Origin of the sequence: Salmonella sp. 741265050_HSA, from assembly GCF_046569445.1 — a bacterium.
GTDB lineage: Bacteria > Pseudomonadota > Gammaproteobacteria > Enterobacterales > Enterobacteriaceae > Salmonella > Salmonella enterica.
Genome location: NZ_JBKFSV010000002.1, coordinates 133,968 through 157,879, shown reverse-complemented (window position 1 = coordinate 157,879; position 23,912 = coordinate 133,968). Strand labels below are relative to the sequence as shown.

20 protein-coding genes are annotated in these 23,912 nt (G+C 51.6%); 9 read left to right on the top strand and 11 right to left on the bottom strand.

The genetic code is table 11. The annotated features are described in order from the left end of the window. Positions 1-9: 9 nt before the first annotated feature. The 6 genes from ACLD4F_RS06410 to yeiP all read right to left on the bottom strand — a co-directional run bounded on the left by ACLD4F_RS06410 (position 10) and on the right by yeiP (position 7,310). On the bottom strand, positions 10-1,815 hold the full coding sequence (locus tag ACLD4F_RS06410; protein ID WP_000561742.1) for an extracellular solute-binding protein: 1,806 nt from the start codon (positions 1,813-1,815) through the stop codon (positions 10-12). 106 nt (positions 1,816-1,921) lie between these two features. Then, positions 1,922-3,478, bottom strand: a complete 1,557-nt coding sequence (locus ACLD4F_RS06405) for a cyclic di-GMP phosphodiesterase (RefSeq protein WP_061372118.1) — start codon at positions 3,476-3,478, stop codon at positions 1,922-1,924. A gap of 325 nt (positions 3,479-3,803) precedes the next feature. Continuing rightward, complete coding sequence (mepS, locus tag ACLD4F_RS06400; RefSeq protein ID WP_000241015.1) at positions 3,804-4,376, bottom strand: bifunctional murein DD-endopeptidase/murein LD-carboxypeptidase; 573 nt, start codon at positions 4,374-4,376, stop codon at positions 3,804-3,806. Between the two features lie 413 nt (positions 4,377-4,789). Next, positions 4,790-5,509 carry a phosphatase PAP2 family protein gene (locus tag ACLD4F_RS06395; RefSeq protein ID WP_000178095.1) on the bottom strand — a complete coding sequence of 240 codons (720 nt, stop codon included), beginning with the start codon at positions 5,507-5,509 and terminating at the stop codon, positions 4,790-4,792. A gap of 29 nt (positions 5,510-5,538) precedes the next feature. After that, positions 5,539-6,525, bottom strand: a complete 987-nt coding sequence (locus tag ACLD4F_RS06390; RefSeq protein WP_000169350.1) for a CobW family GTP-binding protein — start codon at positions 6,523-6,525, stop codon at positions 5,539-5,541. A gap of 212 nt (positions 6,526-6,737) precedes the next feature. Further along, entirely contained in the window at positions 6,738-7,310 is a 573-nt protein-coding gene (gene yeiP / locus ACLD4F_RS06385; protein WP_001136822.1) for an elongation factor P-like protein YeiP, read from the bottom strand. Between the two features lie 323 nt (positions 7,311-7,633). Between yeiP and ACLD4F_RS06380 the strand changes: the two genes are divergently transcribed. The 3 genes from ACLD4F_RS06380 to ACLD4F_RS06370 all read left to right on the top strand — a co-directional run bounded on the left by ACLD4F_RS06380 (position 7,634) and on the right by ACLD4F_RS06370 (position 9,065). Beyond that, the gene (locus ACLD4F_RS06380) at positions 7,634-7,888 is read left to right on the top strand and encodes a YkgJ family cysteine cluster protein (protein WP_001523448.1); all 255 of its coding nucleotides are present in this window, start codon (positions 7,634-7,636) and stop codon (positions 7,886-7,888) included. Between the two features lie 387 nt (positions 7,889-8,275). After that, on the top strand, positions 8,276-8,398 hold the full coding sequence (locus ACLD4F_RS06375) for a hypothetical protein (protein ID WP_411010736.1): 123 nt from the start codon (positions 8,276-8,278) through the stop codon (positions 8,396-8,398). Between the two features lies 1 nt (position 8,399). After that, positions 8,400-9,065, top strand: a complete 666-nt coding sequence (locus ACLD4F_RS06370; RefSeq protein WP_411010735.1) for a GNVR domain-containing protein — start codon at positions 8,400-8,402, stop codon at positions 9,063-9,065. A 64-nt stretch (positions 9,066-9,129) separates the two neighbouring features. Here ACLD4F_RS06370 and setB read toward each other — a convergent pair whose 3' ends face one another. After that, on the bottom strand, positions 9,130-10,311 hold the full coding sequence (gene setB, locus ACLD4F_RS06365; protein WP_020899020.1) for a sugar efflux transporter SetB: 1,182 nt from the start codon (positions 10,309-10,311) through the stop codon (positions 9,130-9,132). A gap of 369 nt (positions 10,312-10,680) precedes the next feature. On the opposite strand from setB, the gene fruB reads away from it, so the two are divergent. Genes fruB through fruA form a run of 3 tightly spaced genes read left to right on the top strand, consistent with a single transcriptional unit; the run spans position 10,681 to position 14,454 of the window. Next, a complete protein-coding gene (fruB, locus tag ACLD4F_RS06360; RefSeq protein WP_000487280.1) occupies positions 10,681-11,811 on the top strand; it encodes a fused PTS fructose transporter subunit IIA/HPr protein in 1,131 nt (376 codons plus the stop codon). Next, entirely contained in the window at positions 11,811-12,749 is a 939-nt protein-coding gene (gene fruK / locus ACLD4F_RS06355) for a 1-phosphofructokinase (RefSeq protein ID WP_000091249.1), read from the top strand. The genes fruB and fruK overlap by 1 nt, the downstream gene beginning before the upstream one ends. Before the next feature lie 16 nt (positions 12,750-12,765). Then, positions 12,766-14,454: a PTS fructose transporter subunit IIBC gene (gene fruA / locus ACLD4F_RS06350; protein ID WP_000854408.1), complete on the top strand. Its 1,689-nt coding sequence runs from the start codon at positions 12,766-12,768 to the stop codon at positions 14,452-14,454. A gap of 64 nt (positions 14,455-14,518) precedes the next feature. Here the strand turns inward: fruA and nfo are convergent, their stop codons facing one another. Together nfo and ACLD4F_RS06340 are read right to left on the bottom strand one after the other, a co-directional pair. After that, positions 14,519-15,376 carry a deoxyribonuclease IV gene (nfo, locus tag ACLD4F_RS06345; protein WP_000873906.1) on the bottom strand — a complete coding sequence of 286 codons (858 nt, stop codon included), beginning with the start codon at positions 15,374-15,376 and terminating at the stop codon, positions 14,519-14,521. A 78-nt stretch (positions 15,377-15,454) separates the two neighbouring features. Next, the gene (locus ACLD4F_RS06340) at positions 15,455-16,504 is read right to left on the bottom strand and encodes a YeiH family protein (protein WP_000137966.1); all 1,050 of its coding nucleotides are present in this window, start codon (positions 16,502-16,504) and stop codon (positions 15,455-15,457) included. A 120-nt stretch (positions 16,505-16,624) separates the two neighbouring features. Between ACLD4F_RS06340 and yieE the strand changes: the two genes are divergently transcribed. From yieE to cirA, 3 genes are all read left to right on the top strand, one after another. Continuing rightward, entirely contained in the window at positions 16,625-17,488 is an 864-nt protein-coding gene (yieE, locus tag ACLD4F_RS06335; RefSeq protein ID WP_000548316.1) for a DNA-binding transcriptional regulator YeiE, read from the top strand. Between the two features lie 189 nt (positions 17,489-17,677). Then, positions 17,678-19,147, top strand: a complete 1,470-nt coding sequence (lysP, locus tag ACLD4F_RS06330) for a lysine-specific permease (protein ID WP_079945176.1) — start codon at positions 17,678-17,680, stop codon at positions 19,145-19,147. Positions 19,148-19,492: 345 nt separating this feature from the next. Continuing rightward, a complete protein-coding gene (gene cirA / locus ACLD4F_RS06325; protein WP_000488246.1) occupies positions 19,493-21,484 on the top strand; it encodes a catecholate siderophore receptor CirA in 1,992 nt (663 codons plus the stop codon). Positions 21,485-21,527: 43 nt separating this feature from the next. On the opposite strand, the gene ACLD4F_RS06320 is transcribed toward cirA, so the two are convergent. Both ACLD4F_RS06320 and serB read right to left on the bottom strand, forming a co-directional pair. Further along, complete coding sequence (locus ACLD4F_RS06320) at positions 21,528-22,850, bottom strand: MFS transporter (protein ID WP_000023807.1); 1,323 nt, start codon at positions 22,848-22,850, stop codon at positions 21,528-21,530. A 32-nt stretch (positions 22,851-22,882) separates the two neighbouring features. Then, on the bottom strand, positions 22,883-23,770 hold the full coding sequence (gene serB, locus ACLD4F_RS06315) for a phosphoserine phosphatase SerB (protein ID WP_000022905.1): 888 nt from the start codon (positions 23,768-23,770) through the stop codon (positions 22,883-22,885). Positions 23,771-23,912: the final 142 nt, after the last annotated feature.

The window sequence follows — 23,912 nt, the reverse complement described above, 5'->3', positions numbered from 1 at the left end:
TGATTCTTACTACCTCCTGGCTGCCGGTAGTTTGGCGGCTTTGTTGACATCATACCACCAGGTATCTAACCCGATGGTATATACCGGGCGAATCGCCGGATGGGAGAATTTATCCCACCAGGCGAGCCTGTCTTGCGCCATATACCACATCGGCAGCATGTAATAGTTCCAGGTCAGCACGCGATCCAGCGCCCGTCCCAGCGGCACCAGTTTCGCTTTATCACCCTGCGCTGCGATAATTTGCGCGATCAGTTTATCCACCACCGGGCTTTGTACGCCGGGAGCGTTATAACTGGAGTCAATGTATTCCGACGCCCATGAGATTTGTAGATCGGAGCTGGGCCAGGGCATCGCCCGCCATAGCCTCGGCATCATGTCATAGTCGCGGCTGCGCATCCGGTTGGTGAGCTGAGAATTATCAACCTGACGGATAGTCATCGTAATGCCCAGACGCTGAAGATTATGCTGGAAGGGTAGAACCCACTGGCTATTACTGCTGGCAGGAAGGAGAAGTTCAAACGTCAGAGGCTTACCGGTGACGCTATTGACCCGTTGCTGTCCGTTGATCACCCATCCGGCCTGCGTCAACAAGGCGTCAGCTTTAAGAAGATTTTCGCGATCGTAGCCGTCGCCGTTAGAGACCGGCGGCTGATAGATCTGAGTGAAGACTTCAGGAGGAAGATCTTTTTTCATCGGCGCGAGTAATACCAGCTCATCGGCGTCAGGATAATTTCTGGCGGCGTACTCGGTATTCTGGAAGTAACTGTTGGTTCGGCTCCAGGCATTATAGAACAGCGCTTTATTCATCCACTCAAAATCGAAGGCCAGGGTGACGGCTTCACGTACCCGCCGGTCTTTAAATACCGGGCGCTGAATGTTAAAGGCCAGCCAGCGTGTGTCCTGCGCCGACTCGTTTTTCTGCTCTTCTTTAATGATGTAATGATTATCGAAATTTTTACCGATGTAGCGCGTTGCCCAGTTTTTAGCGTCGTTTTCCAGCCGTAGATCAAATGCGCCCGCTTTAAACGCCTCGAAAGCGACATTATCATCAAGGTAGTAATCGTAGCGGATAGTGTCGAGGTTAAAGCGTCCACGATTGACCGGCAGATTAGCCGCCCAGTAGTTTTTGACGCGTGAATAGACAATGTACTGGCCCATTTTCCACTGAGTAATCCGGTATGGCCCGCTGGCTAAGGGCGGCGTTGAAAGCGGATCGCTGAGTTTGTGATTTTTCCAGAATTTTTCGGGCATGATCGGTAGTGAAAACAGACTAAGCATGTCTTCTTTACCAGGCTTCGCCAGCTCAATTCGCACGGTTAAAGGCGCAATCGCCTTCACGGTAGTACCTTTATAGACCAGACGGAACTGCGGTACGCCTTCGGTCATAAACTTATGAAAGGTAAAGGCCACATCGCGGGCGGTAATGGGCGTGCCATCGTGAAAACGAGCGCGGGGATTAATCGAGATTTCCACCCAGGAATAGTCGGCGGCATAGCGGGCATGGTCGGCAATCAGCGGGTAATAGCTTCCGGGTTCATCATCCGATGTGGTAAAAAGCGTATCGTAAAGGGCTTCGGTACGTACGCCGGGATTGCCGCGCAGCGAATAGCGATTGAAATTATCGAACGTACCAATGGCGGAAAGCGTCATCTGACCGCCTTTCGGCGCAGCAGGATTCACATAATCAAAGTGATCAAAGTTAAAAGCATACTTAGGTTCGCCGAGTACGGCGAAAGCGTAGCTTTCTTTGATTTCCTGGGCCTGGGCGCCAGCGCTAACCAGTGCGACAAGCAGAAGCATTACGCGCGCAATCATCTGAAGGCGGTTTCCTTATCGTATTGCCCGCTGCAAACCGGCAGGCGTTTCGCTGAATAATAAGTGACGTTGCGTCTGATGTGAATCCGTTAAAACCGTAAGGGGACTACCATTCAGGCACGGAAGGCGCCGACATCCACAGCACGAAATCTTTTAGGGGTAAAGGACGGCTAATCCAGTACCCCTGCAAGTAATTAACACCGTGATCGCGTAGCCAACGGGCCTGCTCCGGCGTTTCAACGCCCTCGGCCACCGTCAGCATATTCAGGCGTCTGGAGAGCGTCAGCACGGTATCCAGAACCGGCGACGTGACGGTTTCCGTGCCGATCGCCTGGATAAAGCCGCGATCGATTTTCAGATAATCTAAAGTAAATCGCTCCAGATAAATCAGAGCGCTATGGCCTGTACCGAAATCATCTATAGCGATTTCAAACCCGGCGGAATGCAGCCATTCGAACAGTTTGGCCGCTTCGTACTGCTGAAGCATATCGCGTTCAGTGATTTCCAGCACGATATGAAAATGGTGCGCGGGCAGGGCGTCCCTGAGCCGGAGCATATCCTCTTTAAAACTGTCGCTGTGCAGATGTTCCGGCGCGATGTTAATGCCAAATTTGGCACCGACGGGCATCACCTTCTGTAGCGTGGGAGCGTCGCGGGCGATCAGCTCGAACAGATGCTGCGTTAACGGTACGATAAGTTGTTGCGCTTCGGCATAGTGGATAAAGGCATCCGGCGGAATCTCGCCTGCCGTAGGGTGACGCCAGCGCAGTAAGACTTCAAGCCCGGTGACGCTCAGCGTACGAGTATCGACGACGGGCTGATAAACCACATAAAACTGCTCGTGTTTGATCGCCGTTAAAATCTCTTTGCCCGGTCGCGTCCGGAGGGCATAGATAAAGTAACAGATAAACCCCGCTACGATGCCGCTAATGCAGCCCAGCATCAACGCATACCACAAGTCATTGTAGGTCCAGCTATCGGCATAAAGCTGTATTTTAAGCGGCAGGCCGTTGATAGTTGCCTGTCGTGATGGCGTGCCCGGCAGCTCCGCGACGGTCAGCAGACGCGAAGAAAAGGTCGACAGCGCGGTATTGCCGACAATCAGCGCGATGCCGTTAAAATCGTCCTGGCGCGTGGTATAGAGTAAGTAGGGCGTCAGGTTAATATTCAGCGATGTGAATACGCCGCTGTCATTTAATAATGGGTTTCGATACCAAATCACCATTGTCGGTTTGTTGGGCATCATTGGCGTGCCGGGCAGAATCGCCATAGCAACGTCTTTGCGGATATCTATATCCGGTACCAGTTGCTGAAGCGGCATATTCATGGCGCCAGTGGCGGAAGAGCAGAACACTTTTTTATCTTTAATCAATAAGAAGGCGCGGACATTAAGGCTAAAAGCGGCTCTTGAGGTGAGTTCTGCGCCAACCTGCTGACAGGTGTTGATCGTCAACGGCTGAAGAATATCGGTGGTGGCTTTCAGGTCGGCGAAATAGCTGGCCAGGTAATGTTGTACATCAGAAAGGAGCGTATTGTATTTAACATCCCGTTTATGCCACGACAGGAAAAATTGCAGGCTACCAATAAGTAATGCTGCCGCTATCCCCGTAATGATACAGGTAAGCAGGATTTTCCGACCGGAAGAGGAGTCGCGTGTAAGCATAATTCCTGGTGTGACCTGAAAAGGCGGATGCCGGTTAAACTGGTTGATTTATAAGACTATAGCCTGGATTACCCCGGATAGTCATGCTTTTCTGTGATGCGCAGGAAAGCGTATTGTCGCAGTAGTCGTTGGCGGAAACGACCTGAATGTCTGATGGCGCTATGTTTATCAGGCCTATGTTCGTGTGTTGTAGGCTGGATAAGAGGCCACACGTCGCTATTCGGTAAAACGGGTTCAGAAGGGATAATAAGCAAAAGCACTGCTGAAGCAGTGCTTTTTATGTCGTCTCATCAGGTAAGCCAAGGGAGGTGCTGCCTGATGAAGATTAACTGCGGCTCAGAACTCGACGCGCTTCATTGTAGCGTTTTTTCCAGTACGGTTCGTTCATACTGGAGATAATGACGCCGCTACTGGTAGACGCATGGACAAACTGGTTATTGCCGATATAAATACCGACATGGCGACCAGTGGAACCGGCGCGGAACAGAACCAGATCGCCCGTACGCAGGTTATTGCGTGAAACCGCTTTGCCCATTTCCTGCTGTTCATAGGTTGAACGCGGAAGCTCTAAACCAAACTGTTCACGGAAGGTGCGCTGTACAAAGCTGGAACAGTCGACGCCTTTCTTAGTGCTGCCGCCCAGGCGGTAACGCACGCCTTTCCAGTCAGCATACTGATCCATAATCCGCGACTTAACGTCGAGGTTACGCACCATATTTTCAAATTCATCCTGAGAGGCTTGCAGTGAAGAGCTATCGCTATTGCCCACAGCATGCGTCTCAGAATGCATATTCTTTGCGGTATTGGTGGTTGTGCTACAAGCAGAAAGCAGAACCGCAACTGCAATCGCAGGAATCCCGCGCAAAATATATCTCAAAATCGGTTGAGATTTGACCATGTTGTTTGTTTTCCCTTGAAGTCCTTAACGATAAATATCGTTATAAAAATGCCAAACGTGATGAGACTAATTACCTGCACAGCTTGAGACAATTCTTTGTGCACAAATCTGTGGCGGAACGCACAAATTTATTCGCAATGAGAATAATTATCTGGCGAGGCAAAACGAGTTTGAGATTACCCGATTGTTGCTGTCATTGCGAGCGATTTCGCGTGATTTTTTATAAGAATTTATGATACGAAAAGTGAGCTATCAGCACGGGTCAAATTAAGCGCAAATCGTTTAAAAATCGTGCAACCTGTTCATTTTGCACAGGAATAATATGACCGAAAAATGATGGGCTGGGGGAATATCATCATAAATTACCTTCAACGATGTAAAACTATCGCTGAAGGTAATGTTAATTACATGGGTTATTTGTTTAAAATTTGTTTATTCCCGCCCGGAAGATAATTCTCAAAAAGCGCTATCGCCCGGTCGCTGAGCGGGGTCATCAGCCACCAGGGGAGGCCAATCAAAATAACCGTGAGTGACCCGACCACAATATCGGTGAACCAGTGAGCGCCAATCATAACGCGCGGAAACGCGAAAACCACAAATATAATAAGGGCGATAATCCCCGCCGTTTTGCCGAAATAACGCAGCATAAAGGCGGAAAATATCAGCAGCATCATACCGTGATCGCCTGGGAAACTGTCTTTTGACGCGTCTTTTGTCGGGATATGCAGCAACTCGCTGACGCGATAAATATGCTCAAAAGAGAGCGTTGGGCTGGCGCGCTTGACGGGGATCAGCGCCTGACCGAGTTGGTTAAGCACCACCGCTGTTAGCAGCATGACCAATCCGATTATCACAATGCGCCGCCGGCCCGATGCGTTTTCTTTTAGCCAGAAACTGAGCATCAGTCCGCCCATCGCCAGCAGCGAACAGCCGTCAAACGCCCGATTATTGGTAATAGCGACCCACCAGAGGAACGCGTGGCTTTCCACCAGTTTCTGGTTAAAGAAGTGGAATATGCCGGAATCAATGGTGAACCAGAAACCGTGATTGACGGGAAGATACCATGACAAAAACAGCGCCAGACCGGCGGCATTAAGCAGAATTATCAAGGAATAGCGGGTTTTCATCGTCATTTCGCCATAGTTTTTAAACGGTGGCAACCTTACGCGTGCGTCGCTAAACGAAGCTTCAACAAGGCCGTCTGTAACGTATTCCAGTCGGTTTCTGTGTTTGAGATAAGTTCAACCCGGCTGTCCGGCGGCGCGACACTCTGTGTTTCGATGTGCAGGTCATCGCCCTGGCGATTGATGCGTACCAGCCCCTCTTGTATGCGCATAACGCCTTTCACCCGGCCCACCGGCGCCAGACGAGCCCATTCGAGGAGGCCAATGGTGTCAAACACGGTATCGGCATCGAAAATCCAGCCGCAGGCCTGATGACCCTGTCCGCTATTAAGGCTGCGTCGCCAGCGCTGCTGGGCGGGCAGATTTAGCGCGGCGAGTCCTTTTTTACTGGCATGAGTGTGAGAATGCGCGGCGCTGGCCGGCAGTTCCGCCAGATTTTGTCGTGGTAAATCAAGAAGCTTACCGTCTATCTGTCCATGTTCGGCATGAATCAGTTGGCGATCGCCGCCGTACTGTCGCCACCACTGTTGCAGGGCGGCATCGCTCTGCGCCGTGGCGCGATCGGTCTTATTGGCGATGATAATATCGGCTGAGGCGAGCTGATCGCGGAAATTTTCATTGGCGACGCTCTGTTGGTCCAGTAGCAGGCGAGGGTCCAGGATGCAGAGCGTGGCGCGTAAATCAATCCACGGCTCATAAACCGGCGCAGTTAATAAATCCAGAATCTGTTTTGGGTGCCCCAGTCCGGTTGGTTCAATCAGCAACCGGTCAGGTTTGCCCTGGCGTAGCAGCGTGTTGAGCCCCACCTGCATAGGCAATCCATTGACGCAGCACATGCAGCCGCCGGGGATCTCTTTTAGCAGTGCGCCGCTGTCGGCAAGCAGTGCGCCGTCAATACCCACTTCGCCAAATTCATTGACCAGGACGGCCCACTTTTCAGCCGGATCTTTATGGGCTAATAAATGAAGGATAGAGGTGGTTTTTCCGCTACCGAGAAATCCAGTAATAAGATTGGTTTTGGTCACGTCAGCTCCAGAATATTGATACAACATAACAACTTTTAATAATCCTGGCGAATAAACGTGAAAAAGAGAAGCGCTGAGTTGACGAAGTCGTGCTTCTGCCATCTTAAGAGCAGAAAATGTTAAATTTTTAACGTTTCTCTTGCCTGGTGCAGAACAATCAATAAAGAAAAGGGTCAGACTGCGCCCTGGGGCGCAGCCGAAAAATGCGAAACTTAATCCGCGCGCCCCATATAACGGCGCTCTTCGATATGAATGCGGATTTTCTCACCTGCGCTCAGGTATTCAGGAACCTGAATCACCAGACCGGTGCTTAATGTCGCGGGTTTGTTACGTGCGCTGGCGGACGCCCCTTTAATACCCGGCGCGGTTTCGACGATTTCCAGATCCACGGTCTGCGGAAGCTCTAGCGCCAGCAGTTGGCCGTCCCAGGTCAGAACCTGCATATCCGGCATTCCGCCTTCAGGCATAAACAGCAACTCTTCTTCAATCTGATCTTTGGTGAAGGTATACGGCGTATAGTCTTCTTTATCCATGAACACGTATTCGTTGCCATCGACATAAGAAAAGTCAACGCCGCGACGGCTCAGGGTGACGGTATCAACGATATCGTCGCCTTTGAAACGTTCTTCCACTTTCAGACCGGTGCGGACATCAGAAAAACGCATTTTATACAGTGTGGCGGCGCCACGGGCGGTAGGCGACTGAATGTCGATATCTTTCACAATCAGCAATTTGCCGTTGTAGTTCAGTACCATACCTTTTTTGATTTCGTTCGCTCTTGGCATCGAGGAGATCCTGTTGTAGAGATTATCTAAAATATCGCGTAAAACTACTCGCGCCGGGCCGTCCAGGCAAGTGGAATTGTCACTTTTGCTGGTGCAAAAAAGGTGATACTGTTCGCCCGCTTTCCGCCCCGCATTCAACGAGAATACGCGATGGCATGTCGCCCGGAGGGGGAAGTGTGCTGTGTTGTCCCTTCTGTTTCCAGCCTTGTCTTCGGAATGTCTGAGGGCAGGCCTGATCATGATGACGTCCACATTTTAAATCTGGATTTTTCTTTGGACAAATTCTGTTATCTTTCATTTGGTTATAAATAGAGGGGCTGAGCATGGACTGTCGTAGCGGTTGTGGCGCTTGCTGTATTGCGCCTTCAATTTCGTCGCCGATACCCGGAATGCCGAATGGCAAGCCGATGAATACCAGATGCGTGCAGCTTTCGGAAGATAACTTGTGCCTTATCTTTGGCTCGCCTTTACGCCCAAAAGTGTGCTCTGGTTTGCAACCGACAGGGGACATGTGTTTAACGACCCGGGAAGAGGCCATTATTTATTTGCTGGAACTCGAACAGAAAACCTTACCATGAGCTATGCCGTTTTTGATAAACGTGCAGGGGCTTACGTTATATCCCGAAATAGTCTGCAAAAGCTGCGCCTCAAATTACCTCCTTTTACCATTAAATAGCGTAATACATGATTCCCTTATTTCGTGGCTTCTGAAGCGGTAGATGTCGCCGCTCAACCCCGTTGGTGCCTGAACGTGTACCGAATGAACCGTCACATAAAACAAAAACGATCAATTTTATTTATATGATAGTTTTTATCTATTAAAAAGAGGAATTTTGATCGATTTTAATTATTTATAACGATCGATATCATGAATTTGATAGTTTATATCTATCATTGATGTATTTACCGATCGATATAACCAGTGTGAATGTATTGTTATTTTCCTTTAAAATACTCGAATTCTTATGTGTGGGTTTTATCTTATGAAGAAATATACGTTCGCAGCCAGGGCGTTTATTTTTACGCTGGTGTCGCTTTTTGTTATTTCAGTATTCGGGTTGACTATTAGCGTTTTAAAAGGGATGTGAAATGCGGGGAGAAAATAGTGAAATTGATTTAGTCGACGTTTCCTTATTCCTTATAAGAAAATGGCTAAGTATCATGATCGCTACCTTTATTTTTGTTGCCATTGGCTATGTTTTTGTGAGCGTGCAGCATGATACAAAGGTTGTGAGTATGACAATCAAACCTAATCTGGATACGCCTGCTACCTATGCGTTATGTGGCTATACTAATGATATTCAATGTAAAACAACGGTTATCCTTAACCAGTTTAGCCATTTCTTGCCTACGGACTATAAAAATAAAATAAGTTTTGACGCGAAAAAACAGCTTGTCATTTTTAAGGCGCAGGGGAGGGAAGAAAGTGTCAATAATATTATTTCCACCCTGAAAAATAGTGTCGATAAAATGGCAGCATGGTATATCGATGACGGTGACATTAAACGTTATAGCGTGCATAAAAATATGTTACAAACGGAAACATATGCAAAGCTATCATTGTTGTCGGAGGCGGTTAAAAATAATGCTAACATTGAAGTGATAGATGTTGCTGTTACACCAAAATATAAGATGCGGCTGGTGCTGGTCCTTTGCGGGCTGATGGGCGTAATTTTCTCAATAACCGGTCTTTTATGTACGAGGGCGCTAACAGAATATCGTATTGAGAAAAAGACAATGAATGACCGCGCATGAACATTGCGCAGAGATAAACTCTGCGCTGAAATGTGTCGAAGAGTAAAAGTATCAGGCTTGCAAGTTAAACATCTTTAATACGCGCCAGGCAGAACATGGTGGCGACAATCATAACTAACGCAAACCAGAAGACCGCATGATAATTCCAGATTTCTGCGGCGATTCCCGCCAACGAACCGGCAATGATCCAGCCGACGCGAATGGTATTGGTATACAGCGTGGTGGCTGAACCCGCCTGGCCTGGCATGAGATCCTGAAAATAGAGCATGCCAATCCCGCCAAGAATGCCGATGTAAATCGCGTTCAGCAACTGCAAGCCGAGCAACGTTGCCGGCGCGTGCGCCAGCAACATACCCGCATAAAAGCACAGTCCGGCGACAACGGCGATGCACATTAACAGGCGTTTTCCCAACCGTTTGGCGAAGTAACCTGCAATCAGCATTGTGGGAATCTCCAGCCCGGCGGCGGTGCCCATCATCACGCCTGCAAGTTTTTCCGGAAGATGCAGCTCATTGATGATAAACAGCGGCATATTAATGATATACAGGCTGTTAGTTCCCCACATTAACGTACAGATGACAAACAGCAACAGCGTATCACGGCGATTACGACGCGGTGCTTCCAGCGTGCCGGTCGCCAGCGGCGCATCTTTGCGCATTGACGGTAAAAAGAACCACACCATGACGCCGCAGACGATAAAAGCTACCGCCGCGCTCAAATACATCACCGTAAAGCTAAAACCCATCGCCAGCGCATAGGCCAGCGGCGGCCCAATGACCCAGGCCAACGAGACCTGGGCGCGGAGGATTGAGCTGAACATCACCGCTTCACGACCTGTACGATCGGCATGTTCTCGGGCCAGCGCAAACATCTGCGGGTTGGCGGTAGAGCCGAAGCTACTGAGAAAGACGCCGATGAACAGCAAAATAAAGTAGTTGCGGTTCCAGGCAAACAACACGCAGGCCAACATGCCCAGCACGCAACAGAAAACGATCAGTTTTTTGCGATCGCCTTTTTTATCTGAGCGACCCGCCAGAAACTGGCTCACGATAATGCCGATAACCGCGCTGCCGGTAAAAAAGAATCCCACCATGCCGGGACGGGCGTGAACCTCATCCGTCAGAAAAATACTGAGCGTCGGCGCCTGTAGCGCACCGGCAATACCGGTGAGAAAAGCGACGATCAAAAAGGCGGTAGACGCCAGGTCAAACGATTTAGGCGCAGCGGCGGCGGGACTGTTGTGCATGTTTCTATATCAGTGGTGTGAAGAGAGGCGGAGTTTACGCTGCCCGTCAGAAAATAAACAGGCGTCTGAATCAAAATCGACACGAAAAATCAAAATAGCATTCCAGTTTGTTACCAGGGGGGTGCTGACGCAAGCTGAAAGAAAAAAGCTGAAGCCTTTTATGCGTCAGCTATTGAGGGTCTGTTGGAGAAAAAATGTGCTTCACCTCAAAAAATTGCTACAAAACCGGTAACTTTTCTTGCGTGCTGAAGCAGAAAGATCCAGACTTCTTGAAACGTTTCAGCGCGATCTGGTTTTTTTGATAACTCAGATTGGCGCTTTTTTTCTCATAGTGGCTGAATCGTTTCAATTCAGCAGGAGAGGAGACACATGTTCCAGTTATCGGTTCAGGACATTCATCCGGGCGAGCAGGCCGGAAATAAAGAAGAGGCCATTCGGCAAATCGCCGCCGCGTTAGCGCAGGCGGGGAATGTGGCGGGCGGCTATGTTGACGGTATGCTGGCGCGCGAACAGCAAACCTCGACCTTTCTTGGCAATGGTATTGCGATTCCCCATGGCACAACAGACACGCGCGATCAGGTGCTGAAAACCGGCGTCCAGGTCTTTCAATTTCCGCAGGGCGTTATCTGGGGAGAAGGCCAGGTCGCCTACGTGGCGATTGGTATTGCCGCCAGTTCGGACGAACACCTTGGCCTGCTGCGTCAGCTGACGCATGTGCTGAGCGATGACTCCGTGGCTGAACAGCTGAAATCCGCGACAACGGCGGAAGAGCTGCGCGCATTGCTGATGGGCGAGAAGCAAAGTGAACAATTAAAACTTGATAACGAGACGATGACGCTGGATGTCATCGCCAGCTCGCTGGTCACATTGCAGGCGCTAAATGCGGCGCGTCTGAAAGAGGCGGGAGCGGTTGATGCGGCGTTCGTCGCAAAAACGATTAACGATAGTCCGATGAATCTGGGACAAGGCATCTGGCTGAACGACAGCGCGGAAGGCAATTTGCGCAGTGCTGTTGCGGTAAGCCGCGCGACCCAGGCGTTTGACGTAGAGGGTGAAAAAGCAGCCTTATTAGTCACTGTCGCGATGAACGACGAGCAGCCGATTGCCGTGCTAAAACGCCTCGGCGACCTGTTGCTGAACAATAAAGCCGATCGTCTGCTGAGCGCTGACGCCGCGACGCTGCTGGCGTTGCTGACCAGTGATGATGCGCTGACGGATGACGTACTGAGCGCGGAATTTGTAGTGCGTAATGAGCATGGTCTCCATGCCCGTCCGGGCACCATGCTGGTGAATACGATTAAACAATTTAACAGTGAAATTACCGTGACAAACCTTGATGGAACCGGCAAACCGGCAAACGGACGTAGTCTGATGAAAGTGGTGGCATTAGGCGTGAAGAAAGGCCATCGTCTGCGCTTTACCGCGCAGGGTGAAGATGCTGAACAGGCGCTGAAAGCGATTGGCGATGCGATCGCCGCCGGTCTCGGGGAGGGCGCATAATGAGCAGGCGTGTCGCCACCATTACCCTTAATCCGGCTTACGATCTGGTTGGGTTTTGCCCTGAAATCGAACGCGGCGAAGTGAACCTGGTGAAAACCACGGGTCTGCACGCGGCGGGCAAAGGCATTAACGTTGCCAAGGTGCTGAAAGACTTAGGCATCGACGTCACCGTCGGCGGTTTTCTCGGTAAAGATAACCAGGACGGTTTTCAGCAATTGTTCAGCGAACTGGGCATCGCTAACCGCTTTCAGGTGGTTCAGGGCCGGACCCGCATCAACGTGAAGCTGACGGAAAAAGATGGCGAAGTGACCGACTTCAACTTTTCCGGCTTTGACGTGACCCCCGCAGACTGGGAACGCTTTGTTAACGACTCCCTGAGCTGGCTGGGCCAGTTCGATATGGTCTGCGTCAGCGGTAGCTTACCGGCTGGCGTGAGTCCGGAAGCGTTCACCGACTGGATGACGCGTCTGCGCAGCCAGTGTCCATGCATTATCTTTGATAGTAGCCGTGAAGCGTTAGTCGCCGGTCTTAAAGCTGCGCCGTGGCTGGTGAAACCGAATCGCCGCGAACTGGAAATTTGGGCGGGTCGTAAGCTCCCGGAAATGAAAGATGTAATTGATGCGGCGCACGCGTTACGCGAACAGGGTATCGCTCATGTGGTGATTTCGCTGGGGGCGGAAGGCGCGCTGTGGGTTAACGCCTCAGGAGAATGGATCGCTAAACCACCGGCGGTTGACGTGGTAAGTACCGTCGGCGCAGGCGATTCCATGGTTGGCGGATTGATTTACGGCCTGCTGATGCGCGAGTCCAGCGAACATACGCTGCGTCTGGCGACGGCGGTTGCCGCGCTGGCGGTCAGCCAGAGCAATGTGGGTATTACCGATCGTCCTCAGTTGGCCGCAATGATGGCGCGTGTCGACTTACAACCGTTTAACTGACAGCAGGAGAGGCATAATGAAAACGCTGCTGATAATTGACGCTAATCTCGGCCAGGCTCGCGCTTACATGGCGAAAACCCTGCTTGGAGCGGCGGCGCATAAAGCAAATCTGGAAATTATCGATAATCCGAATGATGCTGAGCTGGCGATCGTGTTGGGCGAATCTCTGCCGAACGACAATGCTCTGAACGGCAAAAAGGTTTGGCTGGGGGATATTGGTCGCGCCGTTGCGCATCCGGAACTGTTTCTGAGTGAAGCCAAAAGCCATGCGACCCCTTACAGCGCCCCTGCTGCGGCTGCTCCTGCGGCGAGCGGCGGTCCGAAACGCGTGGTCGCGGTAACGGCCTGCCCGACCGGCGTCGCTCATACTTTTATGGCGGCTGAAGCCATTGAAACAGAAGCGAAAAAACGCGGCTGGTGGGTAAAAGTCGAAACGCGCGGCTCCGTGGGGGCCGGCAATGCCATCACCCCGGAAGAGGTGGCGGAAGCGGATTTAGTGATTGTGGCGGCGGATATCGAAGTGGATCTGGCGAAGTTTGCCGGTCTCCCGATGTACCGCACGTCGACCGGCCTGGCGCTGAAAAAGACAGCGCAGGAGCTGGATAAAGCCGTAGCGGAAGCGACGCCGTATCAACCGGCGGGTAAGGCATCGCAAGCGGCGACCGAAGGGAAGAAAGAGAGCGCTGGCGCATACCGGCATCTGTTGACGGGCGTTTCTTACATGCTGCCTATGGTGGTTGCCGGGGGACTGTGTATTGCGCTTTCCTTCGCCTTTGGTATTGAAGCCTTTAAGGTGCCGGACACGCTGGCGGCGGCGCTGATGCAGATTGGCGGCGGTTCGGCGTTTGCGCTGATGGTGCCGGTACTGGCGGGTTATATCGCTTTCTCCATCGCGGATCGCCCAGGCCTTACGCCAGGTCTGATTGGCGGTATGCTGGCGGTTAGCACCGGTTCCGGTTTTATCGGCGGGATCATTGCCGGCTTCCTTGCCGGGTATATGGCGAAGCTTATCAGTACCAAACTGAAACTTCCGCAAAGTATGGAAGCGCTGAAGCCAATCCTGATCATCCCGTTAATTTCCAGTCTGGTGGTGGGGCTGGCGATGATTTACCTGATCGGTAAACCGGTTGCCGGGATTCTGGAAGGGCTCACCCACTGGTTGCAAACCATGGGGACGGCAAACGCGGTGCTGCTGGGCGCGATTCTCGGCGGGATGATGTGTACCGACATGGGCGGCCCGGTGAACAAAGCGGCGTATGCGTTTGGCGTTGGTCTGCTGAGTACGCAAACTTACGCGCCGATGGCGGCGATCATGGCCGCAGGTATGGTACCGCCGTTAGCGCTGGGTCTGGCGACGATGGTGGCGCGTCGTAAGTTCGACAAAGCGCAGCAGGAAGGCGGTAAAGCGGCGTTGGTGCTGGGGCTGTGCTTTATCACTGAAGGCGCTATTCCGTTTGCGGCGCGCGACCCGATGCGTGTACTGCCGTGCTGTATCGTTGGCGGCGCGTTGACCGGGGCTATTTCTATGGCGGTAGGCGCAAAATTGATGGCGCCGCATGGCGGTCTGTTTGTTCTGCTTATCCCAGGCGCAATTACGCCGGTATTGGGATACCTGCTGGCAATTGTGGCCGGTACGCTGGTGGCAGGGCTGGCTTATGCCGTCCTGAAACGTCCGGAGACGGAAGTCGCGGCAAAAGCGGCGTAAGAGAAACACGCTAAAAAAGGCAGAGCGCGCTCTGCCTTTTTTATTGCCTGAAGAACATTGAGCGTCAGGCCACCGCTTCGGCAATTTGCTGGGCTTTTAACCACGCAATCTCTTCCGCCCAGATATCAGGATTGATGGTCTCCAGTATCAGCGGAATACCGTCAAAACGCGCATCCTGCATAATCCAACGAAACGCATCGTGGCCGATATTGCCTTCACCCAGACTGTGATGGCGGTCAACGCGGCTACCGAAGGCGCTTTTGGCGTCGTTCAGGTGCATTCCGCGCAAATACTGAAATCCGACAATTTTCCCGAATTCGGCGAATGTTTTTTCGCACGCCTCTGGCGTACGCAGATCGTATCCGGCGGCAAAGGCATGGCAGGTATCGATACAGACGCCAACGCGCGACTTATCTTCCACGCCGTCGATGATGGCGGCTAACTGTTCAAACTCAAACCCCAGATTACTGCCCTGACCGGCTGTATTTTCGATAACCGCCGTAACGCCCTCGGTCTGCGCGAGGGCGATATTGATGGATTCCGCGATCCGCGCCAGGCAATCCTCCTGTGCAATCTGCATCAGATGGCTACCGGGATGAAAATTAAGCAAGGTTAAGCCGAGTTGTTCACAGCGCTGCATTTCATCGAGAAAGGCATCGCGTGATTTTTCCAGCGCTTCACTGACCGGATGGCCCAGATTAATCAGGTAACTATCGTGGGGAAGAATTTGCGCCGCCGAGAAATGATACTTTTCACAGGCGATTTTAAAGTCATCAATGACCTGGGGAGTAAGGGGGGCGGCACGCCACTGACGCTGGTTTTTTGTGAAAAGCGCAAAGGCCGTTGCGCCAATTTCAGCCGCGCGGGCAGGGGCGTTAGCCAGACCGCCAGCAGCGCTGACGTGCGCTCCGATGTATTTCATAAAAGACTCCTGTTAAACCCGCTAACGGTTCATTACGAACGCTATGATAACGGGTTAACAGGCGTGAAACGTAATAATTTATGCGATAAGGCTATGGATTAGGACGTTAATGGCGCCACCGCCAATAATCAGCCAGGCGAATAATGCCAGCGCCATCAGCAGCGGTTTCGCCCCCGCTTTTTTCAATGCGCTAACGTGAGTGGTCAGACCCAACGCCGCCATCGCCATCGCCAGCAGCACCGTGTCCAGCGTCACCAGCATATCCACCACGGCTTTCGGCAGCAGGTGGAAAGAGTTGAAGATCGCCACTACGATGAAGAAAATAGCAAACCACGGAATGGTAATTTTGCTTTTTTCCGCGCCGGTCGCCGGTGAAAGCTGTTTAACGCGTGCCGCCAGAATGATCAGGAACGGCGCCAGCATCATGACACGCAGCATCTTAGCGATAACTGCCGCATTTTCCGCATCCGGGCTAACGGCATGACCCGCGGCGACCACTTGCGCGACTTCATGCATGGTTGAGCCGATATAGATGCCGTAAGTTTCCGGGCTGAACCAGTGCGCCAGCAGCGGATACATTGCCGGATAAAGGAAAATAGCGATGGTGCCGAAAATAACGACAGTCGCGACGGCTACAGTAACCTTACTGGCTTCCGCTTTTACCACCGGTTCTGTCGCCAGTACCGCCGCCGCGCCGCAGATACTGCTACCGGCGCCAATCAGCCAGCTGGTATGCCTGTCCAGACCAAAGACTTTTTGGCCTAAGAAGCAGGCCAGCATGAACGTGCTGGAAAGCGTTAATACGTCAATCACAATACCGCTAATACCCACGTCGGCGATTTGTGAAAAGGTAAGGCGGAAGCCGTAAAGGATAATCCCTAAACGCAGTAAATGTTGTTTTGCAAACAGCACGCCGCCGTCGCATTGTTTCCATATTTGTGGATAGACGGTATTCCCGATAACCATACCCAGCAGGATAGCCAGGGTCAGGGCGCTGAACCCCGCGCCTGCAACGGCAGGGATAGCGCCGCCCCACAGGGCGACTCCTGTAATGACGGCGCTCAGAGCGAGCCCCGGTATAAAATGCCACATTGTACGACGATGATTCTGCAAGGTGAGTTCTGTCATAACCTTCTCCTGTATATGGACAATAAGGTTACGGTGATCTGGTTTAAAAATAAAATTGATTATATATTTATAATTAATCTTTATAAGTGGTAAGTGAAACGCTATCGGTGGGATACGACTATGCATATTACGCTACGACAACTTGAAGTGTTTGCTGAAGTACTGAAAAGCGGTTCAACAACCCAGGCGTCGGTCATGCTGTCATTATCGCAGTCCGCCGTTAGCGCCGCGCTCACCGATCTGGAAGGTCAGCTCGGCGTACAGTTGTTTGATCGGGTGGGGAAACGGCTGGTGGTCAACGAACATGGGCGCTTGTTATATCCGCGCGCGCTGGCGTTGCTGGAGCAAGCGGTAGAAATTGAGCAGCTATTTCGTGAAGATAACGGCGCGATACGGGTTTATGCCAGTAGCACCATCGGCAATTACATTTTACCCGCCATGATTGCCCGCTATCGCCAGCATTATCCGGCCTTACCGCTGGAACTCAGCGTGGGAAACAGCCAGGACGTGATTAACGCGGTGCTGGATTTTCGGGTTGATATCGGCCTGATTGAAGGACCATGTCACAGTACAGAGATTATTTCTGAGCCGTGGCTGGAAGATGAGCTGGTGGTCTTTGCCGCGCCGTCCTCGCCGCTGACGCAGGGGCCGGTGACGCTGGAACAGCTTGCGGCATCCCCATGGATTTTACGCGAGCGCGGTTCCGGTACGCGGGAAATTGTCGATTATTTGCTGTTGTCGCATTTGCCGCGCTTTCATATGGCGATGGAGTTGGGGAATTCAGAAGCGATCAAACATGCAGTGCGTCATGGACTGGGGATAAGCTGTTTATCGCGCCGGGTGATTGCTGAACAACTTCAGGCGGGAACCCTGGGCGAAGTCGCGGTGCCGTTACCGCGCCTGGTGCGCACGTTGTGGCGTGTTCATCATCGGCAGAAACATCTTTCTAACGCGTTGCAGCGTTTTTTGAGTTACTGTGAATAAAGGTGAAGAGGAGGGCTGCCCGGGCGGCATCGCCATTTTTAGTATCCGCTTACGTATACGTTATTCTCTGCTTTACTTATAATCCGTGGCCGGTCATGAAGGTCTCTTATAACCGCGCATTTGTGTCGGAAGGATAGTATTTCGTCTGTTACAATCGCGCCTCATTTTTTGGATGGATAGCATTTTCACATGGGTTCCAAAACTAAAACCACAGAAGCGCCCGCGCTACGTCGCGAATTAAAGGCGCGTCACCTGACGATGATTGCCATTGGCGGCTCCATCGGGACAGGTCTTTTCGTTGCATCTGGTGCGACAATTTCTCAGGCGGGGCCAGGCGGCGCGCTGTTTTCTTATATTCTGATTGGTTTGATGGTCTACTTCCTGATGACCAGTCTTGGCGAGCTGGCGGCCTATATGCCGGTATCTGGCTCGTTTGCGACATATGGTCAGAACTATGTGGAAGAAGGCTTTGGTTTCGCGCTGGGCTGGAACTACTGGTACAACTGGGCGGTGACTATCGCTGTTGACCTGGTTGCCGCACAATTGGTGATGGGCTGGTGGTTCCCGGACACGCCGGGCTGGATCTGGAGCGCGCTATTCCTCTGCGTCATTTTCTTGCTGAACTACATTTCCGTACGCGGTTTTGGCGAGGCGGAGTACTGGTTCTCGTTAATTAAAGTCGCGACCGTTATTATCTTCATCATCGTTGGCGTAGCGATGATTATCGGTATCTTTAAAGGTGTCGAGCCGGTCGGCTGGAGCAACTGGACGACGGGCGATGCGCCTTTTGCTGGCGGTTTTGCGGCAATGATTGGCGTCGCGATGATCGTGGGCTTCTCTTTCCAGGGAACTGAGCTGATTGGTATTGCCGCCGGGGAATCTGAAAACCCGGAGAAGAATATTCCGCGCGCGGTGCGTCAGGTGTTCTGGCGTATTCTGCTGTTTTATGTTTTCGCGATTTTGATTATCAGCCTGATCATTCCTTATACCGATCCAAATCTGCTGCGTAACGACGTCAAAGACATTAGCGTCAGTCCGTTTACCTTAGTGTTCCAGCATGCGGGCTTGTTGTCTGCGGCGGCGGTAATGAATGCGGTTATCCTGACAGCGGTACTGTCTGCGGGTAACTCCGGGATGTATGCCTCGACCCGTATGCTCTACACCCTGGCCTGTGACGGTAAGGCCCCGCGTATTTTTGCGAAATTGTCCCGCGGCGGCGTACCGCGCAATGCGCTTTATGCCACCACCGTGATTGCCGGTCTTTGCTTTTTGACCTCAATGTTCGGCAACCAGACGGTCTATCTGTGGCTGTTGAACACCTCCGGTATGACGGGCTTCATCGCCTGGCTGGGGATTGCTATTAGCCATTATCGCTTCCGTCGCGGTTACGTGATACAAGGGTATGATGTGAATGATTTGCCGTACCGTTCCGGGTTCTTCCCGCTGGGGCCGATTTTCGCCTTTGTACTGTGCCTGATTATTACGTTGGGGCAGAACTATGAAGCGTTCCTGAAAGATACCATCGACTGGGGCGGTGTCGCGGCGACCTATATCGGTATTCCGCTGTTCCTGATTATCTGGTTCGGCTACAAGCTGATAAAAGGTACGCATTTCGTGCGCTATAGCGAAATGCACTTCCCGGAACGCGTTAAAAAGTAACGCGGTATTCTCGTCATAGGCCAGATAGGCTTTATGCCGCTATCCGGCACGGACTGCCTGAACCTGACCCTTCTAACCCTCTCATTCGAGAGGGTTTTTTGTTTTTTCTTCATGATTGGTTCAAATGACATAATTATTAACAATTGAATTGATAATTATTATCGTTTGCTTTATCGTTACGCTCGAAATCAGAAAGGATGAAGATTCGGGCGCGACCGTCACTCATGAGCCCGACTCGCCTGCATAAAAAGAGTTCGCCGTGATAACCGTTATCGCAGGCGAAACGTAATGCGTTGTGAGCGATAACCGATTTTTTTTGTCGTATTTACCTCATGGAGAAATGGAATGTTTAGGTTTAACCCTTTCGTTCGGGTAGGGCTTTGTATGTCCGCAGTTACGTTGGCCTGGCCGGTTGCCGCGGCAACGGATGATGGTGAAACCATGGTCGTTACCGCGTCCGCCATCGAACAAAATCTGAAAGATGCGCCAGCAAGTATCAGCGTCATTACCCAGCAAGATTTACAGCGCAGGCCCGTGCAAAACCTGAAAGATGTCCTGAAAGAGGTGCCGGGCGTACAGCTCACTAACGAAGGGGATAACCGTAAAGGCGTGAGTATTCGTGGTCTGGACAGCAGTTATACGCTGATCCTGATCGACGGTAAGCGCGTTAACTCCCGTAACGCGGTCTTCCGCCATAATGATTTTGATCTGAACTGGATACCGGTTGACGCTATCGAACGCATTGAAGTGGTGCGTGGCCCCATGTCCTCGCTGTATGGCTCCGATGCGCTGGGCGGTGTGGTCAACATTATCACCAAAAAAATTGGTCAGAAATGGCACGGCAGCGTCACGGTTGACTCCACTATTCAGGAACATCGCGACCGTGGCGATACCTATAACGGTCAGTTCTTTACCAGCGGTCCGCTGATCGACGGCGTGCTGGGAATGAAAGCCTACGGTAGCCTGGCGAAACGCGAAAAAGACGAGCAGCAGAGTTCCGCCACCACCGCTACGGGTGAAACGCCGCGCATTGAAGGATTTACCAGCCGGGATGGAAACGTCGAGTTTGCCTGGACACCAAACGAAAATCATGACGTTACCGCAGGCTACGGTTTTGATCGCCAGGACCGGGACTCCGACTCGCTGGATAAAAACCGTCTGGAACGGCAAAACTACGCGTTGAGCCATAACGGACGTTGGGATCTCGGCAACAGCGAGCTCAAGTTCTACGGCGAAAAAGTGGAAAACAAAAACCCCGGCAACAGTAGCCCTATCACGTCAGAAAGCAATTCGATTGACGGGAAATACGTTCTGCCGTTAGCGCCTGTCAACCAGTTCCTCACCTTCGGCGGCGAATGGCGTCACGATAAACTGAGCGATGCGGTGAACCTGACCGGCGGTTCCAGTACTAAAACCTCCGCCAGCCAGTATGCTCTGTTCCTTGAAGATGAGTGGCGCATCTTCGAACCGCTGGCGCTGACCACCGGTATTCGTATGGATGACCATGAAACCTATGGCGATCACTGGAGCCCGCGTGCTTATCTGGTCTATAACGCAACGGATACCCTGACGGTGAAAGGTGGGTGGGCCACGGCCTTTAAAGCGCCGTCGCTATTGCAATTAAGTCCGGACTGGGCGACCAACTCCTGCCGTGGCGGATGCCGCATTATCGGTAGCCCGGATCTGAAACCTGAAACCAGTGAAAGCTGGGAGCTCGGCCTTTATTACCGGGGCGAAGAAGGCATACTGGAGGGCGTGGAAGCGAGCGTTACCACGTTCCGTAACGATGTGGACAATCGCATCAGCATTAGCCGTACTCCTGACGTTAACGCCGCGCCCGGCTATTCCAACTTTGTCGGTTTCGAAACCAACAGTCGGGGACAGCGCGTTCCGGTCTTCCGTTATTACAACGTGAATAAAGCGCGTATTCAGGGCGTGGAAACCGAGTTGAAAGTTCCGTTTAACGAGGCGTGGAAACTGTCGTTGAATTACACCTATAACGACGGACGCGACGTCAGTAATGGCGGGAACAAGCCGCTTTCCGATCTGCCGTTCCACACCGCGAACGGTACGCTGGACTGGAAACCGGCGCAGCTCGAAGACTGGTCATTCTACGTATCAGGGAATTATACCGGGCGTAAGCGGGCCGACAGCGCAACGGCGAAAACGCCGGGCGGGTACGTGGTCTGGGATACCGGCGCGGCATGGCAGGCGACGAAAAACGTTAAACTGCGTGCGGGCGTTCTGAACGTGGGCGATAAAGATCTCAAACGCGACGACTACGGTTATACCGAAGACGGACGTCGTTACTTTATGGCGGTGGATTACCGTTTCTGACAGAGACTGGCGACAGCCGCGTTTTGCCGCTGTCGCCAGAATGTTATAACCGATGCAGCCTGGAGAGCAGCGCCAGCGACAGAGTCGTTAGCAGAATGGCGATCACCGCATAGATATAAACGCCCGACCACGCCCAGCTATTTTTCACCATAATTACCGGCACACCGGCCATTGCCGCGCCGACATAGCTGAACAATCCCCGAAAGCCGGTAATCGATCCCGCCGCATCCTTATGGGTCACATCCAGACAGCCGACGGCAAAAAGCATATGCGGTCCGTATAAGGCGAAGCCCATGATGGTGAACAGAATCGCGGTGAGGGTGTAAGAGGTATCCTGAACCAGCGGCACCAGCACGATGCATATGCACAGCGCTAACGCGAAGATTAATCCGGTCATCCAGCGGTTACTTTTGAACATAAAGTCAGACAAGTAGCCTGCCAGCAACCCACCTGCCAGTCCGCCCGCCTCAAACCAGGAAATAATCGAGTTCGCTTTTATCAGGCTCCAGCCGTGAACCTGCGAATAGTAAATCTGCGGCCAGTCGTTAAGGATGGTGCGCGCAATATAAACTGACATATCACCGATAATAATGATCCATACCAGTGGATTGGTCAGGATATATTTCACAAAAATCTGCCAGAAGCTCAGGTTGACCGGGCTGGCCTTGACCTGGGCCAGTTCCGTCGGGTCGTTACGCCACTGCCCCACGTTGGGCAAACCTAACGTACCGGGACGATCTTTAATGGTAAATAGCGCCACTATCCCCATCAGCAGCGAAATGGCGCCGGGAACATAAAATCCCATTTTCCAGCTACCGCTAAAGGCGATAGCAAAACTGGTCAGCAGCGGCGCGAGGCTGCCGCCGATATTGTGCGCCGCTTCAACGATAGCCCACCAGCGTCCCCGTTCGTTTTTCGAAAACCACGAGGCCATAATTTTCGCCATCGGCGGAAAGCTGGTGCCCTGTAATATCGCGTTGAGACTGTACAGCACGTAGAATGCCGCCACGCTATCGGAAAAGCCGAACAGAATATTTACAATCCCCACGCCAATCAGCACCGGGCCGGTCATGGCTTTCGGGTTAATTTTATCGACCAGCATCCCGCCGACAAACTTCATCGCGCCATAAAGAATGTAAAAAATAGAAGACATAATGGCGAAGTCTTCTGCGGTCAGCGACGTTTCCGTCAGCATGGCCGGCATCGCGGCGGAGAAGTTTTTACGGGTAAGATAAAAGACGGCATAAGAGATAAAGACCGAGGCGATAATCTCAAAACGAAATTTTTTATAGGTCTGGTCTATCTCTTTTTTCTCTTTTACAATCGGCTTATCGGGCTGGCTGAAAATAAATGTTTTTATACTCATTTTAAAATTCCCTTCCGGCGAGGTGAGTCGCGTTATAATTCATCTTCAATAAGAAAAAGAAGCAATTCGAAACCGTGATAATTAATCTGATGGTGGATTTTTTCCCGTACAACCGGCTTCGCTTTCCAGGCAATACCGGTGCCAGCATGTTCTAACATCGGCAGATCGTTGGCGCCATCGCCGCAGGCAATAATATTCTCCGTGGCAATATTTAACCGGGCAGCCAGGTCAACCAGCGTCTGTTTTTTGTTTGCGGCATTCATAATCGGCAAGGTAATGTTATCCGTCAGAACGTTATCGCGTATTTCAACCGTATTCGAAAAGGCATAATCCAGTTGATACCGTTCTTTTAGACGCTGGGTGAATATATCCAGTCCCCCGGAGATAATCGCGGTTTTAAATCCTTTGGCCTTGATGACTGGCAGAATAGTTAACAGGCCTGGCGAAAGGGTCATGCGATCGCATACGGCGTTCAGCACTGCTTTCGGTGTGCCTTTCAACATTCCGATACGTCGGGTAAAACTGGCGTTAAAATCAAGCTTGCCCTCCATCGCCTGTTGGGTAATGGCGGTGATTTGCGTCGACATGCCAAGCTCGCGGGCAATTTCATCCACGCCTTCTTCCGCAATAAATGTCGAGTCCATATCAAACGCGATAATACCGTTAGCAGGCAGTGGCTGCGGCTTAATAAAAAAATCAAACTGCCATTGCAATGAGAGTTCGCGTAAATAGCGATAAAATTCAGGCGTCAGACATTCCGCTGGCAGCGTAAGCTTTAAATAAGCGGTATTGATAAGCGCGGCATAACGTTTATCAAATAATAGCGGAAATGGCATGATGACGGCATTAAATAACGTTTCCTGTAATTTTTTCTGAAACGTATCGATATCCTGTGTAGTAATAAAATAAATAATGCTCATATGATAACTCCTTTAATTTATGGGTATTATAATGGCTCTTTTGCGGCGTGGAATCTCGTGCTATCACAGATATCACAGCCAGAAAAGGGCTAAAAAAGCGTTGTTTTTGATACCAGGTAAAGTTCAGACACAAAAGGTATCA